The organism is Amycolatopsis sp. NPDC004079 (genome assembly GCF_040610415.1).
GTDB classification, from domain to species: domain Bacteria; phylum Actinomycetota; class Actinomycetes; order Mycobacteriales; family Pseudonocardiaceae; genus Amycolatopsis; species Amycolatopsis halotolerans.
The window spans coordinates 1-14,871 of the sequence record NZ_JBEXMH010000007.1 but is presented as its reverse complement, the minus strand read 5'-3'; the positions used below and the strand labels follow the sequence as shown (position 1 = coordinate 14,871).

The window sequence follows — 14,871 nt, the reverse complement described above, 5'->3', positions numbered from 1 at the left end:
GAAACCGCCGATGCTCAAACGTTTCAAACCCGGCCAGATCGTCGAGGCGAAGGTGCGCGGGATCTGGGGACAGTACGCCTACGCGGACCACAACGACGGGGGAGTGCATTGGGTGCACGAGGCGCGGCTGCCGTGGTCTCAGCAGTACTCGATCGAGGACGAGGCCGACATCCGCGCGGATCCCGGAGGCGTCCGGCTCCTGGACATCTTCGACTTCGACACTCCCGCCTTCGGGCGGCAGCCACACGACGACATGTGGGTGACCGGCGCGTGGAATCCGCAGACACGATCGTGGGACTACTACATCAAGGTGATCGGCATGGGAGTGCAGGTCTTCTCCGAGGTCGGGGTTGCCCAGGAATTCGTCGACAGCCACGGAAACGGCGCCGTCCGGAACACCAGCACGCTCGAGGAAGGAACGCGTCGGTGCGAACAGGACGCGCGCCGGTCACCGCTATGGCCGCCGCCCGAATGAACGCCTGACGGCGCGCCCGGCATCTCCCGGCCGGGATCGGCGACGAAGAGCCGGTCGAATCGAACGGAGAAGCAAGGGCAGCGCGCGGAACACGCCGAGGGGCAGTCCCCAGCGAAAACAAACCGGCCCGGCTCCGCGAGGCCCGTGGTCTCGGCGGCACGGGAGCTTCTGCCCGGCTTGCCGCAACGCGCACCGACGCCATCCGGGAGTCGCCGCGACGTGCCGCGCGAGACCGCGGCGGCGTGCCCTGGCCAGGGGAATTTTGATAAGCCGTGGTCGAAGCGTATAGTCGACATCGCAAGCCCGGTCGGATCGTCTCCTCGCTCGCGAGGAACCCGCCGGGCCTTTTTCATTCTCCTCTACGCTGCGACCGTGGATCCCGCCGGCTTCACCGTCCTCGACGCGCACCTGATGCCCGCCAGGCTGACGCCTTACGTCCAGGCCTGCGGCGGGGATGTCGCGAAAGCGCGTCGGCTTTACGTGTGGAACATCGAGATCAGCGCGGCGTTCTGGGGGCCGGTCAGCAGCGTCGAGATCGCCTTCCGCAACGCCGTCCACCGCGAGCTGGCAGCCCACCGTGGCCGCCCGGACTGGTGGAACGATCCGCAACTGCCCGCGCAGGACGTGGACAAGGCCCGTGTCGAAGAGGCCCGGCTGCAACGACTGCGCAGCCGGAGCCGCCAGCCGCCTGCGACCGCTGACGACGTGGTAGCCGCGTTGTCGTTCGGATTCTGGTCCTCCGTCCTCAACGGCCCCGGCACCGCGTTCGAGCAGAACCGGTTCTGGCACACCTGCCTGTACCGGGCCTTTCCGTACTGGCACTACCGGCCCGGCACGTCGGGACGCAAGGAATTCACCCGTCGCGTCGAACTGCTGCGCAAGTTCCGGAACAGGATCGCGCACCACGAACCGCTGCACCGCCGCGACCTCGCCCGCGACCACCAGTCCCTTGTCGCCATGGCCGGCTTCATCGATCCCGGACTGGGCGCCTTCGTCGACAGCCACAGCCGCGTGAGCGCGACCCTCGCTCGCCGCGCTGATGCCGTCGACAACGGGCAATGCCAGTTCTAGACACCCGCAGCCACAGACATCGAGAGGCCGAGACGGAATCCGGACCGGTGCGCGGCAGAGTGGCCGAGAAGCACCTCGCCTCCAGGCCCGGGGTCCCCGTCGGCACCTGGCCGTGCCAGGCGGCGCGGTCAGGACGAGGTTTCCGGCTCGGCGCAGCGCGACGTCACGCGGTAACGGGCTTGCCCGGTTCGATCACCGCTACACCGAGAGGCGGGCCCGCGGGCGCTCGCGCTCAGAGATGCTCGATTCCCTGCGCGTACGACACCCTGGTCCGCTTCCGGTCTGGCACGCTGTGCGCATGAGCGGCGACGCGAACCCGGATGCCGGCGGGCCGGTCCGGGCATGGACGTTGTGGTCGGCGAGCCGGGCCTGGACTCGCGCGATGCGCGGGCTGATCGAGATGCCCGACGTCGGGGACGGCCCGGAGATCCTCGCGGCCTTCGGCCTCGCCGCCTACGCCGAGGCCGAGGGCATCGCCGCCGTCGCCAGCCCCCAGGACCTCGCAGACCTGTCGCTGAACGCGCTCTACGCGCGGATGGATCCGGTCCGGTTCCTCGTCGACCTCTCGACAGCGCAGCCGGGCAGTCCGGCTGCGCCGGCCGTCGGCGACCCGGAACACGAACAATTTGCCCAGTGGAGAAGCGAACTCGACGCCGCCAATGCCGGCGGCGCGCAGGCCTTGCTCGCCGATCCGCAACGCCTGGCTCAGGCGGAAACGGTCGCCGACGACTGGCTTCGCCGCAGCAAGAACGCGCAGATGCTGGTCGCCCGCACGATCATGGTCAGCGCGCGCGAAGAGGCCGATCTCGACGCAGAAGGCGAGGCCCGGCTGCGGCTGCTGGCCGACCGGGTACCCGGACACGTCGCGCTGGACCTGGACGCGCTGCTGCGCGCCCCCCGCCCGGAACCGGCCGACACGGACGGCCCCGAAGCGGAGTTCGCCCGCGCGCAAGAGCGGGCCAAGGAGCTGACCGTCACGGCGGGGCACACCGAGTGCTGGCCCGCCGGCGCGGCCCGCGCCCTGCTCTCGCTGCTGCTGCTCGCCGCCGCGCGCGACCGCGGCGAGACTGTCGCCGAGGTCCCCTGGTCGGCTGTGCGGGCGCGCACCCTGCTCGGCGGCGCTCCCGACGGCCTGCAGGACTACCTCGACGCCCGCTCCGACGATTTCGCCGACGAGGCCGTCCGGGCCCTGCGTTTCCTGCGGGAGCGGCATTTCTACCAAGGCTGGATTTCTTCCGACGGGCTCTCCAGCGATCCCGGCCTCGACCGCGTCCCTCGGCTGTCCCACGGCTGGCCGCTCGCGGTCCACTCACTTGACCGGCAACTCCTCGCCGACCGCGGCGGCTTCGCGATCGGCACCGCAGTGAGCACTACCGCAACGGTCGGCGCCGCGCTCAAGACCGGCGTCGTGCAGGCAGCGTCGTGGGAGATCGCCGCGCGGGCAGACCAGATCGGCGCGGTCGACCTCGCGCCCGGCGTCCCCCGCGCCTACCAACTCCAATACCGGTTCGGGGAAACCGAGCGCGTCCTGGCGGGGAAGTGCACGCGCGCAGCAGGGAACTGACGGAAAAAGCCCGCCAAAGACGCGCGGTCACAGTCGGTTCGGGCGGCGAGCGCGGCTCCGCTCAAGGGAACGGAGAAATTCGCGGAGGCTGCGCAGAGGTGCCTGAACTCCTGGCACATCAACGACCCGGACAGCCGCATCATCGCCTGCGCGGACGAGGCCGTCGAAGCGGAGCGTACAGGTCGCGCCCGGTCCGCCGACGGACGCGAACCTCCCGCCCGGCTGCCTTCGCCAGCGCGTTGTCAGCTGCCGTGCCGCGCGGGTTGATCCGTCGCGTCCTGGCGAGGGATTTCGCATGCTCGACCGGGTCGCGCGCAGCACTTGGGGGTTACGGCGTTCCGAACCGAGACGTTCGAGGTCATCGCGCTGCACGAGGATCTCGCCTGCGGAGCGCGTCAGGCGTCCCGTAGTTCGGTCTGGGCTGCATGCCAGCGGTCGGTCAGTTCTTTCTTCCATCCCTTCGGGGGCGGCCATGCCACGCCCCAAGCGGCGAGTTGCGCGCGGGTGAAGCCTCCCGCGGGGGTGCGGGCGGCTTCGATTGCGTCCGGAGACGGGAGCACCGGCGGATCCGGTCGGCGGGGCGCGCTGAACAGTGGCTCGACCGTCCCTTCTTCCGGATTCCGCTGCGCGGACGGCGAGCCGAGAGCGGGAAGCTTCCGGGGCGTCCGCCTGGGGCGCTGGTAGTCCGCGGTGTCGTGAATGTCGACGAGGCCGACAGCGTCGGGTATCTCGGCTTGGGTGTGTCCGTGCCAGCGCACCCACAGCGCGACTCGTCCTGCGGCGGCTTCGGCCTGCAGCTTCTGCAACGACCATGTTTTTCCGTCCCGGTCGATCTCGATCGCCACGGCGGGCTGCTTCGCGGGCCGGGTGCAGACCAGGTCCAGCCGGGCACGCATCGGACCGTTTTTCGACGGCCGGGTAATCCGGCCCCACACCTCGTAGGCGACTTTCCAGCCCTGCTCGTCGGCCCAGCACACGGTTTCGTAGGTCACCAGTCTCGTTGCCTGCACTGCGGTCAACCCGGTGAGCCGCAAGGGTTTCAGGTACGTGTGAAGCGAAGCCGCCAAGTCCCTGGTCTCGTCATCCGAAGTAGCCATGCCGCCACGATAGAATCGCCAGTCCGGGACGCGGCATCGTTTGTGCTTAGGGGAAATGCCCGGCCGAAGCACCCGGTTCGGTGCCGGACGGGCGCGCCCGCCAGCGGGCTGCGTGGAAGGATCCGCTCCGGAATCGCTGGATGGAGGCGCTGGTGAACGACAGGACACGGGCTCCGGAAGCCTTTGCCGCGACCGCGGCGGCCGATCGAGCCTTCGACCGATTGGCTGCGTGGGCCATGCTGCTGGTCGGCGCCGTGCTGGCCGCGGTCACCGCGTCCGGCTGGCTGATCTCCTCCGCGGCCGCGCGGATCGTGCTGGCGCTGTTGTTCTGCGTCCTCGTCGCCGCCGGCGCGTACATGCTAGGCAAGTTGCGGCGCGGTTAGGACCGGGGTGCGGTCGCGAGTTGGCGGCCGTGCGTGGTGCCGGCGGGGAGAAGACCCGCTCGCCGGCAAACGGTTGTCCGTGCCGGGAAGGGCGGGCCCGGGGGTGACGGCCGGGAGTCCTCGATCCGGGCTTTGTCACGAGGGAAGGCATAAGCGCCCCGGCGTAGCCGAGCCGGGTGCGTGAGCGCACTCGCGGCCGTTCCGCGGGCGGCGCGCACCCTGCCCTGACCAGGCGGGGCACCGGCGTGGGAGGACGGTCCCGCGCCTGCCGGCCGTGCCCGATGGCTTTCTCCGTCTTTCGCTGAGTCATGCCCGCGTGCAGGGGGCGGCCCGTAGCCGTGGTTTTCGCGCGCCCTCGAGACCGAGGGGAGGTGAATCGTGATAGGCAGGGAACCCCGATGGATCGGGAGTCCGCGGCCGGATCTCCTCTGCCGCGAGGATCGCGACCCTGCCTTGCCGGGACACGGTGACGCCGCAGCCCGGCACGGGCATGGCGGCCCTGGTGTTCGCAGTGTCGGGTGATCGGGCTGGGAATTCTGCGCGTTGATCGTTTGTGTCGGTTGCGCCTGGCACTATGACGTCCATGAGCAGCAGCAAGCGAGTCGTGTACGTGGTGCACGACCGCACCACCTCTGCCCGGCCTGGCATCCTGACGACGGCGTTCGAGTCCGTCGAGAAGGCGATCGCGCACGTCAACGGTTTCCGTGCCCAGCACCCGGACAACCCCGGCCCGCTCACCTGGTCCACCGGACCCGGCTGGGCCGACGGCCGCGACGCGGCGGGCAACACGGTGTTCTACGTGTCCGGCCTGACGGTCGCTCCCGACAACGAACCGACCTTCTACGAGAATCCTGCCCGGTAGGGCACGACCAGATGGCCATCGACAGGCAAGGAGAGGGATGCGGATGAGCGGGGACCACTCGACGCTCGGACCGGGCGTGCACGAGACCGAAGCCCTGACGGCACTGGAGAACGGCGACATCGAGACGGCGAAGGTCCGCGCACAGCTCGCGCAGGCGGCCGCGGTGAACCGGCTGGCCTCGGTCCTGCAGCAGGCCGCTGCGCCGAATTACGACCTGTAGGTCCGCGATGAGCTGCAAGTTGTGGGTGCAGAGCGCGGACTGAGTACGACGCGATCACCTCGATCAGGACCGGCGGCCGATCTTGGCGGCGAACATCTGGGCGTCGCCGCCGTCGATCCCGCACTCGAAGCAGCGGAAAGTGCCGTGGCAGGGCAGATCGGACCGATCTGCGCCACGTGCCGGACGCGCCGCACCCGCAACCCCGCGCCGTGCGCACGCTGCGACACCGCGCACGTCCTGGTCGCCCGCGACGACGACGGCACCGAGCTGTGCGGCCCCTGCACCGGGCACCCCGAACTGGACTGGACCTGCCGCCGCTGCGGGCACCCCGGCGACCTCTACGCCGAAGGCTGCTGCACCGGCTGCGTCGTCGCCGACCGCCTCGACGCCCTGTTCGAGCGCGGCGACGGCACCGTCGCCACCCAGCTGGAACCGTTGCTGAGCGCCCTGAAGGCGGCCAAACCGTGGACCATCTTGAACTGGCTGAAGCGCAGCACCGCGGCCCTCCTCGCCGAGCTCGCCGCGCATCCGGACGTCCTGACCCACGCCACCCTCGACGCCCTGCCGCTTCAGACCCTCGTCGAGCTGCCCCGCACCGCGTTCCGTCGCGACAGCGACAACGCCTTCCTCGTCCTGGGCAAGCAGCCCGTGCTGCTTCCCCCGTCACCGGCCCGCCTCGTCGACCGCTACCTCGCCCAAGAGGGCGCGAGCTTCCCTTACGCCAACGGCGCACCGCCCGTCTACCTGCTGCGGGGGCGCTACCCGAACCAGCCGCGCAACGCCCACGGGCTGGCGACCCTGCTGACCAAACGCGGGCTCCACACCCGAACCGCCCGCAACACGACGATGCTCCACGCCGTCACCGACATGCCGTCCGTCGTCGTCGCGGACCTGTTCGGTCTGACCCCGAGCACCACCACCAGGTGGGCACAGCTCGCCAACAGCAGCTGGAACGACTACCTCGCGGCCGACGCTGAACGCCAGCGAGACCGCAGCAGTCCTCAACGACGCTGACCCCGGGTCACGCGGTTTCCAGCCGGGACGGCTCGGAGCAACCAGGTCCCGCTGCTCGCGACAGCCGGTCTCAGACGCAAAGCCCCGTTTCCAGGGTTTCCCAGTCGAAGACTCAACGGGAAACACCTCGGCTCACGACCGTTTGACCGCGAAGCTGGAAGCACCCCCGGGAGTCGGGAACCTGTTGAGAGACAAGGAGATCACCATGAACGACACCACGACCGGCACGACTGTGGACCGGGTTCACCACGCGGCGAACGCCGTGGTGCTGGCCAAGGACGAGACCGGCGCGGTGTGCGTGCTGCTGGCCCAGCGGGACCGCGCACCGCACGCCGGGCTCTGGGGCCTGCCCGGCGGGATCTGCCTCCCCGGGGCCGCGCCGGACCAGGTCGCGGTCCGGCGGCTCCGCGAAAAAACCGGCGTCCGCCTCGACGTCGCGGACCTGATGCACGTGTCCTCGCGCCCCGAAGGACACACCGAACACGACTGGTACGCCACCGTCAGCTACGTCGTGCTGCTGCCGGCACCGGTGCCGGTCCTGATCGGCGACGCCGTGCGGGATGTCCGCTGGCGGCGCGTCGTCGACGCCGTGGCCGAGGACATGCCCTGGGACCACAGGGAAATCATCCTGGAGGCGCTGCGGGTGGCGGGCCTGGCGCTCGACGTCGGCTGAACGCCGGTCGTACCGGCGAGGCCGGGCGGGTCACAGGACCCACCCGGCCTCCGCCATGGCCGGGGCGCGACCAGTTCGCGTCGACCTTCCTAACTGGCCGCACACCGTGTCCGGCATCGTCGCCCGAGAGGTGCGCCGCCCTGGCATGCTGAGGCGGATGACTGATCAGGATCGCCCGCGCGGCGAATGGGACCGGCGGATCGTGCCGCGGAAGAACCTCGGCGATCCCTCCGAATACCGGCCGATGTGGTGGTGCGTCGACCTGGTTCGCGCCTACGCGCGGGGCTGGCGCGACCAGATCGTGACGCTGACGACCGAGCCGACCCGCCTGGAGCTCGTCGACATGAAGATCATCCTCCCGAGGTTCTTCGACGAGGTCGGCAAGTGGCACCACGAACTCCTCCACGACCCCGAGCGCGAACCAGCCCTGATAGCGGAAACCGCGCGGCGCGCGAACCTCACGCCACCCGAGCACCGCAAGGCGTTCACCACGGCGGTTGCCGAGGCTGAGGCCACCGGGACCGATCTCGCCGACATCAGGCTGCCGACCGTGAGCCAGCTGCACTTCGACGCGTCGAACATGGCCGCGGCCGGGATCGCGTACGTGGAGATCGCGCGCTTCGAACAGCACCTCAATGAGAAGAACCGTCAGGCCGAACGCCTGCTCGGCGTGCCGAAGTCGTACGCATTCCCCGAATCCTGAGCGCGGCGACCTGCTCGGCGCTCAGGCTCCCGAGTCCCGCCGCGTGCCTCCTCGGGGAATTGCGCACGGTTCCAATAATGGCTCTTTCCCAGGTGGGACGGCCACGTGGTTCTCGAAGCCGATGTCGAGCACCACGTCGGCGAGGTCAACAAGATCGGCCGCGAGGTCTTCCACGAGGTCACCGAAGTCCACCCCGGCCGCACCATGACCCTGATGATCTGCGGCCCCGGAATGGCCGGATGGGGCTACCTCGACCCCGCCGACGCGACGTTCACCGCGGCGACCCTGCCGCCGCAGTTCCTCGAACTCCAGCGCGACCTCAACCCGCACCGGTACTGACGTTCCCCGGCCAGTCGGAGGCAGGCCGGGGAACGTGCGGCTCAGCGGACCGGGCGCGGCCCGGTCCGCTCGGCGAACGACCGGAACTCGAACAGCTTGACCTTGAGGTCCTGGGTGGTGTCGTCGTCCGAACAGAAAACGAGGCCGCCGTCCGGGTCGTCGATGTGCTGGGCGATCAGCCGGGCGAGGTCCTGGGCGGCGTCCTCGGGGAAGGTCTCCGCCCTCCCCGAACACAGCCGCACGACGGTGGCGCCGTGCTCGCCGACCGGGTCGGGGGTGACGGCCTCCAGCCGGAACGGGCCGTACAGCTCGCCCGTGCCCGGCGCCGCGGCGACCCGGAGCCCGATGATCCGGTCGGCCCGGACGGTGGCCTGCCAGTCCGCGCTCTGCACCCACAACTTGCAGCTCATGGACGTCATAGTGCCAGCCGCGACCGACACAAACGATCAACACGCAGAAGCCCCAGCGCAAGACACCCCAGCCCGATCACCCAACACCGCGAACACCCGGATCGCCCCTGACCGGGCCGACGTGGCCCCGGGCCGGGCCGCGGCATCACCGTGTCCCGGCCCGGGTTCGTTCAGTCGTCCTCCTCGTCGTTCTCGTCGTTGCGGTCGGCGGCGGCCTGGGCCCGGCCGTCGAAACCGCTGGTCGCGGTCGGCGACGTCGGGTCGCGGTCCGCGGCCGCGGAGATCCGGTCGGCGGATTCCCGGTCCATCGGGGTGTGCCTGTCCATCACGATTCACCTCCCCTCCGCGTCGAGGGCGCGCGAAAGCACGGCTGGTTGCCGCGCACCGCGCGCGGGCATGACTCAGCGAGAGACGGAGAAAGCCGTCGGGAGCGCCCGGCAGACGCGGGACCGTCCTCCCACACCGGTGCCCGCCTGGTCAGGGCACGGTGTGCGCCACCCGCAGAATTGCTGCGGGTGCGCTCGCGCACTCGGCTCTGCGTGCCGGAGCGCTACGCCTCCATCGTGATAAAGCCCGGATCGAGGACTCCCGGCCGTCACCCCGGGCATGTCCTTCCCGCACGGACAACCGTTGCCGACGAGCGGGCCTTAACCCCGCCGACACCGTGCACGGCCGCCAACTCGCGGCCGGACCCCGATTCTTCGCGGCATGCCGCCGACCGTCCAGCACCGGACCGGGTGACCCTGTCCGCGCACCGTTTGTGTCGGTGCCGGCTCGTAGGGTCGCTGGCATGACCGACTACATGGGTGAGCTGGCGTCAGCGCTCGCGTCCTGGCTCAACAGCCAGGACCTCGGCAGTGCCGGGGTGCCGATGGTCGACCTGCGCCTGAGCGATCGCTGCGGCGAGCACCCCACGCTTGAGGCCGAGCTGCAGGAACGGGTGGCGGACGACCTGAGCTACCTGCTGCAGGTGGATGCAGCAGCACGCGCCGACGGCGACCCGATCGCCCACCGCCAAGACGTCGTCGAACCCGGCGACGAGCTGCGTTTCGCCGCGGCGCGGCTGGAACAGCTGACCAGCACCTTCGGCCTTCCCCACGAGCCCGATCTGGGCTGGCCGCAGACCGCCGCCGCGGTGCTGACCGAGATTGCCCGCGCGAGTGCGGCCTTGGAGCAGCTGACGAAACTGGGTACCGAGAAGATCGTCCGGGGCCTGCGCGACGGTGCGCTGGTCGCACTGCCGAGCGGCGACGGCCCGCGCGAGGTGCCGAACCAGGCCGCCGTCGCGGACGACCAGGCACGGCTCGCGGAGTCGGCTGCCGCGCTGCTGGGACAGACCACCGCGACGACCAGCGCGCTGGCCGAGCAGATCACCGCTCTCCAGATCACGAGCACCGCGGCCGGTGACGGCGCCGATGACGGCCCGACCCTCGTCGGGGAGGCGGTGTTGCAGGTCCGGCTGCTCGGGATGTTCAGCGAGGGCCGCTACCACGTGCGCGTGTTCCAGCCGCAGGGCCGGAAGCCGGTGGTGGTGATCGGGCAACTGGCTGACAACCAGTCCGACTCGATCACCAACCAGGCCGAAGAGCTTGCCGCGACCGTCGCCGAGTCGATGCTCGGCGGCGCAGCCTCGGACGCGGTCACGTGGGTGCTGGCCTACCCGGACGGGCTGTTCGGCGGCACCGGCCGCGGCGAGGTCGAGGCTGTCTGCTTCACCAAGCCCTTCGCCGAACCCTCGTGGGACTTTCTCGACCACGACCGGCTCGAAGCGCTCGCCGGCGGACCGGTCAAACGCTGGCACGCCAGCACCTACACCGTCGGCCACCTGGCCGCAGCCGGAGTGCACGTGCTAACCCCGGACAGCCGCCGGCGGCGGCCCTGAACACCACGACGCGGCCCGCTACGCCGAAGCATGCCGGGTTTTGACCCAGTGTGGCGGGCTCGGTAGCCGGACAGGCCCATCCACGTCGTCGCCGCGAAATTGCCGGAACCGAAGACGGGCTGTGGTGGTGTGAGTACGGTCAGTCCGCATGGGTGACGAGCACAGCACCGTCTCGGCTTTGCTGGATTTGATCGAACCGGCGAACCGAGAATTTTCGCTGATTCGCTTCTATCGAGACCTGTGGAGCCCGGCCGAATGGATGGAGTACGAAGGCGTCAAGATGACAGGCCTGATGAGCGGGCTCGACAAAGGTGTGGAGCCGCTGCTGGCCCGATGGACCGACCTCGCCTCCGACGGCGGCGAATACTCCTATGACCTGAGCGTCGCCCTTGGCGCCTACCGGCAGGCTTCCGCGATCGCCGCGGGCCCCTTCAAGCCCGCCATCGTCCAGGAGTCCCGGTACTTCCTCACAGTCTCCGAGCAGTATCTCGCGGGGGCCACCTGGCTCTGCGGCAACCCGGACGAGGTGTGGGTGGTCCTTCGTAAGCTGATCACGGCTTTCCGACGCGCGGGCGACAAACTCTCCTTCGGAAACCGGGCGATGTACTGGAGCTACGAGGCAGAGGAGGTGGTCGAAGAACTCCGCATCAATGCAACGCCCCTCTTGCCGAAATGGGTCGAACTGACCTCCGCATACCCGCTTCAGTTGGGCGTCGCCCTCGGCGCGTTTCTCGAGATCTGCGCTGACCGCTCGCCGGCGACCGACCCGCTGCCCCGGACCGATCTGGGCGTCGGCATGTCGATGCGCCTCGCCCAGGAAGAACTCGCGATATTCAGCAGCAGCCGCCCCGACAAATACTCCACTGAACTGCTTGACGAATACGAGAAGAACGCGAAAAACTCCCAGAACGCGGCCGATCCGGGCGGACGGGTCGGGAGCCGTCCGCCCGGACCGGGCTTCATAGACGACAGCAGCCCAGACTGGGGATCGAATCGCCGTTCAATTACCGTGTCCGATGCCAAAGAGCAGATTCTGAGCAACCGTGCGGCGGCGTTCGTCGCTTCCTTCGTACCCGAACCGCCCGGCCCCATCCCGCGGCCGTATTGGGAACAGCTGCTGAGCGAACGAGGACTGGATCCGGGCGGGGAACAGCCATTGGCGCCGTCCAGGGCACTGACACCGCCGGAAGCGAACACGGCCCGCGCAGATGTCGGCTCCGGGGTTCCCGGGCCCTACGACGACTTGCGTGAGCCGTGGCTGCGGAGAGTCCTCCGGCGGCGCCGACCGCGACGATGACGGGCATTTTCCAGAGCGCTCTGTCCGGCGGGCGCGCACTGCTGGTCGGGTGGATCCTGCCCAGCCTCGTCAACGTGCTCATCTTCGGTTTCGTCGTGGCACCGAAACTGAGCGGATTCGGCGCGCTCAACACCGAGACCACCCGTGCGGCGATCTTCGGCCTCGCCGCCAGTGCCGTGCTCGGCCTGGTCCTGGCCGCACTGCAGACGCCGCTCTACCGCATCCTCGAGGGCTACCTCGGCTGGCCCATGCGACTGGCACAAGCACGTCGCCGGCGCCATCTCGCCCGCAAGCACCTGCTGCGCAACCGCGTCGACGCCGCGACCTTGGCCAGGAAAGAGGATGCGGGCCGCCTGACCGATGCCGACCGGCCCGTACTCGACGCCTTCCGCGCCCACCCGATCATCAACCGATTCCTTGTCAAGGACCTCCGCAAGGGAACGATCTGGCTCGCGCTGCTCGACGAACGGTTCCATCGCTACCCCCTAGACGACCGGCAAGTCGCGCCGACCCAGCTCGGCAATGCAATCCGCAGGTTCGAGGAGTACGGGCACGATCGGTACCGACTCGATTCGCAGACCCTCTGGCACGAACTCAACGCCGCTGTTCCCGAACCGGCCCGCAAACAGACCGACGACACCCGGATGAGCGTGGACTTCTTCATCAGCCTGCTCTACGGCCACCTCGTCGTCGCCGTGACCGCAGCTGCCTGCCTGGCCGGCGGTCTCGCGGAGCGGACGGGCCTGACCACAGCGACAATCGCCGCGCTGATCCTGCTCACAATGCTCTGGTACCGGCTGGCCGTGCAGGCCACCGACGAATGGGCCGGCGCGGTCCGGGCGATGGTCAACCTCGGCCGACATCCCCTAGCCGCGGCATTCGGTCTCAGCGTCCCACGGGAGATGGATGACGAACGCACCATGTGGCGACTCGTCGGAGAACTCGTCCGCGACGGGCACGACCCGCGACTGGCCGCGTTGGACGCCTTCCGAGTCACCGCAGAGGGACAGGCCGTCGAGCCGCCGGCACCCTCCGGTGATTCCGTGCCTGCGGCTACGCCAAGCGACAGCGGCGGACCCGGCGCAGACGGCCAACGCGAGGCCAGCGGAAAACTGCCGCACGCCGACGCCTGATCGTTGAACTGAACGACCGCTGGCGCGCAGCCCAGGCTGAACAACGGGACACCTGACACCTGCCAGCCAGAACGAGGAATAGCGCGCGTTCCGAATAATGGCCCTTTCCCAGGTGCCAACATCGACCCTGAAACCGGCCGCGCCGACGTGATCATCGAGCCCCGCATCACCCACGCCAGCCCCACGGCCAACGCCGTCGAGCACAACGTCTTCCGCGAGGTCATGGAAGTGCACGAGCCCGGCACCATGAGCTTGATGGTCTGCGGCCGCGGCGAGTTCGGGAACTGGTGCCACCTTGACATTTCATCAGGGGAAACGCGCAGGGACCAACCAGTCAATGGCTTCAACGAGATGTTTGCCGCGCTCAACCCTCACCGACAAGGCCAACTGTGACCTGCCGCACAATCACCGCCGCGATCGATGCGAGACACACAACGGCACGAGCGCGCCGCCGTCGAGCGACGGCGATCAGCGACACCTCATCCCCGGACACGGCATTTGCCCGCATAAACGTCGCGTCTGGGGTGCATACGCCGACGGCACCGGACCCGGACTTCAAGGCCAAGCTCCGCCAGCTCAATCCGCACCAATACTGACCAGGGTCGCCCGCGCGGTCAGCCGATAATGTCGCTGCGGGTGCGGAACTCGAAGAATCCCCCGATCCGGTAGGTCTGGGTCTGGAAAGTGCGACCCGGTCGGTAGCCGCGGCTTGGGTGAAGTGGCGCTCGATGAGCCAGGGGCGGTCGTTTGCGTTCCCCGCCGTGCTCGGTGCTCGCCCGGTGGGGGAGGTGTTTCCGTTGCCAGCAAAGGAGGAAACCCCGGAAGCAGTGCCCGAATGCTGCTGTGTGGAAGGATCGGCCCTGGAACCGCTGGAGGGAGGCGCAGGTGAACGACAGGGCGCGCGCTCCTGAGAACCCCGCCACGATCGCGGCATGCGACGAGCGAACCTCGCGGTGCCCATGACGATGCCGGGGACTGCTGCTTGAGCACGCCGCGGCCCCCGCGCCGCTGGGGAGGCTGAGCACGGGGGCCGCGGTGCCGGGCGGACGGCTAGGGGTCAGCCGACCGCTCCGCAGGTGGCCCGGACGAGACAAGCCGGGCAGGGCATGCCGGTCAGGGCGGGCAGCAGGTCCGCCCTGACCGGCAGGATCACCAGGCCGCACAGCGCGGTCAGGCTGTCGGAGGCCCGCTCGCAGTGCGGGACCGGACACAGGTGCGCCGTTCGGTCGCTTTCCCCCGCGAGACGGCCGCCGGGCAGTGCCGCTCCGCGGCGCAGTCGGACGACGACGAGCCCGGAGGCCCGGCGAGTCAGGTCCACGTCGTCCATGCGGTGAATGTCCCCGGTTGGATCAGTACGGCGCGCAACGCCGCCAGCTGCGGTTTCAGCTCAGAGTCTATGGCTAATGCCATAGGGTCACAAACCCTATGGCATTAGCCTCTGGTTTGATGGTCCTTGGGCCGATAGGCATAGCTGGCCATGCCGCCGCATCCGGATCCTCGTGCCCAGCCCTCGGAGTTCGCCCTTGTCCTGGGCGAGCGGCTGCGCGCGGCACGGGAGGCGAAGCAGCCGCGGAAGTGGAGTCTGGAACGGCTCGGCCGGATCTCCCGCGTGAACTGGTCCTACATCGGCGAGATCGAGCGCGGCGAGGTCAACCCGTCCGTGCTGGTGCTGGCTCGCATCGCGCATGCCCTCGACCTCGACCTCGGCACGCTGGCGGCGAGGCTGCCGGCGCCGCCGCCGGGCAAGG

Annotated in this window: 19 protein-coding genes; 15 read left to right on the top strand and 4 right to left on the bottom strand. The window is 69.4% G+C overall.

The window, feature by feature from the left end; translation table 11 throughout:
- Positions 1 to 10 precede the first annotated feature (10 nt).
- The 3 genes from ABZX37_RS09790 (at position 11) to ABZX37_RS09780 (ending at position 3,110) form a co-directional block, all read left to right on the top strand.
- On the top strand, positions 11 to 475 hold the full coding sequence (locus ABZX37_RS09790; protein ID WP_354737806.1) for a hypothetical protein: 465 nt from the start codon (positions 11 to 13) through the stop codon (positions 473 to 475).
- A 372-nt stretch (positions 476 to 847) separates the two neighbouring features.
- The gene (locus tag ABZX37_RS09785; protein WP_354737804.1) at positions 848 to 1,546 is read left to right on the top strand and encodes a hypothetical protein; all 699 of its coding nucleotides are present in this window, start codon (positions 848 to 850) and stop codon (positions 1,544 to 1,546) included.
- 298 nt (positions 1,547 to 1,844) lie between these two features.
- Entirely contained in the window at positions 1,845 to 3,110 is a 1,266-nt protein-coding gene (locus ABZX37_RS09780; protein WP_354737802.1) for a hypothetical protein, read from the top strand.
- A 395-nt stretch (positions 3,111 to 3,505) separates the two neighbouring features.
- Here ABZX37_RS09780 and ABZX37_RS09775 read toward each other — a convergent pair whose 3' ends face one another.
- Positions 3,506 to 4,207, bottom strand: coding sequence for a hypothetical protein (locus ABZX37_RS09775; protein WP_354737800.1), 702 nt, complete (start codon positions 4,205 to 4,207; stop codon positions 3,506 to 3,508).
- Positions 4,208 to 4,359: 152 nt separating this feature from the next.
- Here ABZX37_RS09775 and ABZX37_RS09770 point away from each other — a divergent pair, with 152 nt between their 5' ends.
- The 7 genes from ABZX37_RS09770 to ABZX37_RS09740 all read left to right on the top strand — a co-directional run bounded on the left by ABZX37_RS09770 (position 4,360) and on the right by ABZX37_RS09740 (position 8,401).
- Positions 4,360 to 4,590, top strand: a complete 231-nt coding sequence (locus ABZX37_RS09770) for a hypothetical protein (protein WP_354737799.1) — start codon at positions 4,360 to 4,362, stop codon at positions 4,588 to 4,590.
- 583 nt (positions 4,591 to 5,173) lie between these two features.
- Complete coding sequence (locus tag ABZX37_RS09765; protein ID WP_354737797.1) at positions 5,174 to 5,452, top strand: hypothetical protein; 279 nt, start codon at positions 5,174 to 5,176, stop codon at positions 5,450 to 5,452.
- Between the two features lie 43 nt (positions 5,453 to 5,495).
- Positions 5,496 to 5,672, top strand: coding sequence for a hypothetical protein (locus tag ABZX37_RS09760; protein WP_354737795.1), 177 nt, complete (start codon positions 5,496 to 5,498; stop codon positions 5,670 to 5,672).
- Positions 5,673 to 5,816: 144 nt separating this feature from the next.
- Positions 5,817 to 6,686: a hypothetical protein gene (locus tag ABZX37_RS09755; RefSeq protein WP_354737793.1), complete on the top strand. Its 870-nt coding sequence runs from the start codon at positions 5,817 to 5,819 to the stop codon at positions 6,684 to 6,686.
- 205 nt (positions 6,687 to 6,891) lie between these two features.
- Positions 6,892 to 7,359 (top strand): NUDIX domain-containing protein, encoded by a 468-nt coding sequence (locus tag ABZX37_RS09750; RefSeq protein ID WP_354737792.1) that lies wholly within the window; start codon positions 6,892 to 6,894, stop codon positions 7,357 to 7,359.
- 157 nt (positions 7,360 to 7,516) lie between these two features.
- On the top strand, positions 7,517 to 8,062 hold the full coding sequence (locus ABZX37_RS09745; RefSeq protein WP_354737790.1) for a hypothetical protein: 546 nt from the start codon (positions 7,517 to 7,519) through the stop codon (positions 8,060 to 8,062).
- Positions 8,063 to 8,167: 105 nt separating this feature from the next.
- Positions 8,168 to 8,401 (top strand): hypothetical protein, encoded by a 234-nt coding sequence (locus ABZX37_RS09740; protein ID WP_354737788.1) that lies wholly within the window; start codon positions 8,168 to 8,170, stop codon positions 8,399 to 8,401.
- Between the two features lie 41 nt (positions 8,402 to 8,442).
- Here ABZX37_RS09740 and ABZX37_RS09735 read toward each other — a convergent pair whose 3' ends face one another.
- Positions 8,443 to 8,811 (bottom strand): hypothetical protein, encoded by a 369-nt coding sequence (locus ABZX37_RS09735; RefSeq protein ID WP_354737786.1) that lies wholly within the window; start codon positions 8,809 to 8,811, stop codon positions 8,443 to 8,445.
- A 170-nt stretch (positions 8,812 to 8,981) separates the two neighbouring features.
- The gene (locus tag ABZX37_RS09730) at positions 8,982 to 9,137 is read right to left on the bottom strand and encodes a hypothetical protein (RefSeq protein WP_354737784.1); all 156 of its coding nucleotides are present in this window, start codon (positions 9,135 to 9,137) and stop codon (positions 8,982 to 8,984) included.
- Positions 9,138 to 9,601: 464 nt separating this feature from the next.
- Here ABZX37_RS09730 and ABZX37_RS09725 point away from each other — a divergent pair, with 464 nt between their 5' ends.
- The 4 genes from ABZX37_RS09725 (at position 9,602) to ABZX37_RS09710 (ending at position 13,516) form a co-directional block, all read left to right on the top strand.
- On the top strand, positions 9,602 to 10,693 hold the full coding sequence (locus ABZX37_RS09725) for a hypothetical protein (RefSeq protein ID WP_354737782.1): 1,092 nt from the start codon (positions 9,602 to 9,604) through the stop codon (positions 10,691 to 10,693).
- A gap of 148 nt (positions 10,694 to 10,841) precedes the next feature.
- Positions 10,842 to 11,990 (top strand): hypothetical protein, encoded by a 1,149-nt coding sequence (locus ABZX37_RS09720; protein ID WP_354737780.1) that lies wholly within the window; start codon positions 10,842 to 10,844, stop codon positions 11,988 to 11,990.
- Positions 11,987 to 13,123, top strand: coding sequence for a hypothetical protein (locus ABZX37_RS09715; RefSeq protein ID WP_354737778.1), 1,137 nt, complete (start codon positions 11,987 to 11,989; stop codon positions 13,121 to 13,123). The genes ABZX37_RS09720 and ABZX37_RS09715 overlap by 4 nt, the downstream gene beginning before the upstream one ends.
- A gap of 147 nt (positions 13,124 to 13,270) precedes the next feature.
- Positions 13,271 to 13,516 (top strand): hypothetical protein, encoded by a 246-nt coding sequence (locus ABZX37_RS09710; RefSeq protein WP_354737776.1) that lies wholly within the window; start codon positions 13,271 to 13,273, stop codon positions 13,514 to 13,516.
- Between the two features lie 664 nt (positions 13,517 to 14,180).
- Here the strand turns inward: ABZX37_RS09710 and ABZX37_RS09705 are convergent.
- Positions 14,181 to 14,450 carry a hypothetical protein gene (locus tag ABZX37_RS09705; protein WP_354737774.1) on the bottom strand — a complete coding sequence of 90 codons (270 nt, stop codon included), beginning with the start codon at positions 14,448 to 14,450 and terminating at the stop codon, positions 14,181 to 14,183.
- Between the two features lie 150 nt (positions 14,451 to 14,600).
- Here ABZX37_RS09705 and ABZX37_RS09700 point away from each other — a divergent pair.
- On the top strand, positions 14,601 to 14,871 hold a 271-nt coding region (locus ABZX37_RS09700; RefSeq protein ID WP_354737772.1), incomplete at its 3' end, for a helix-turn-helix transcriptional regulator.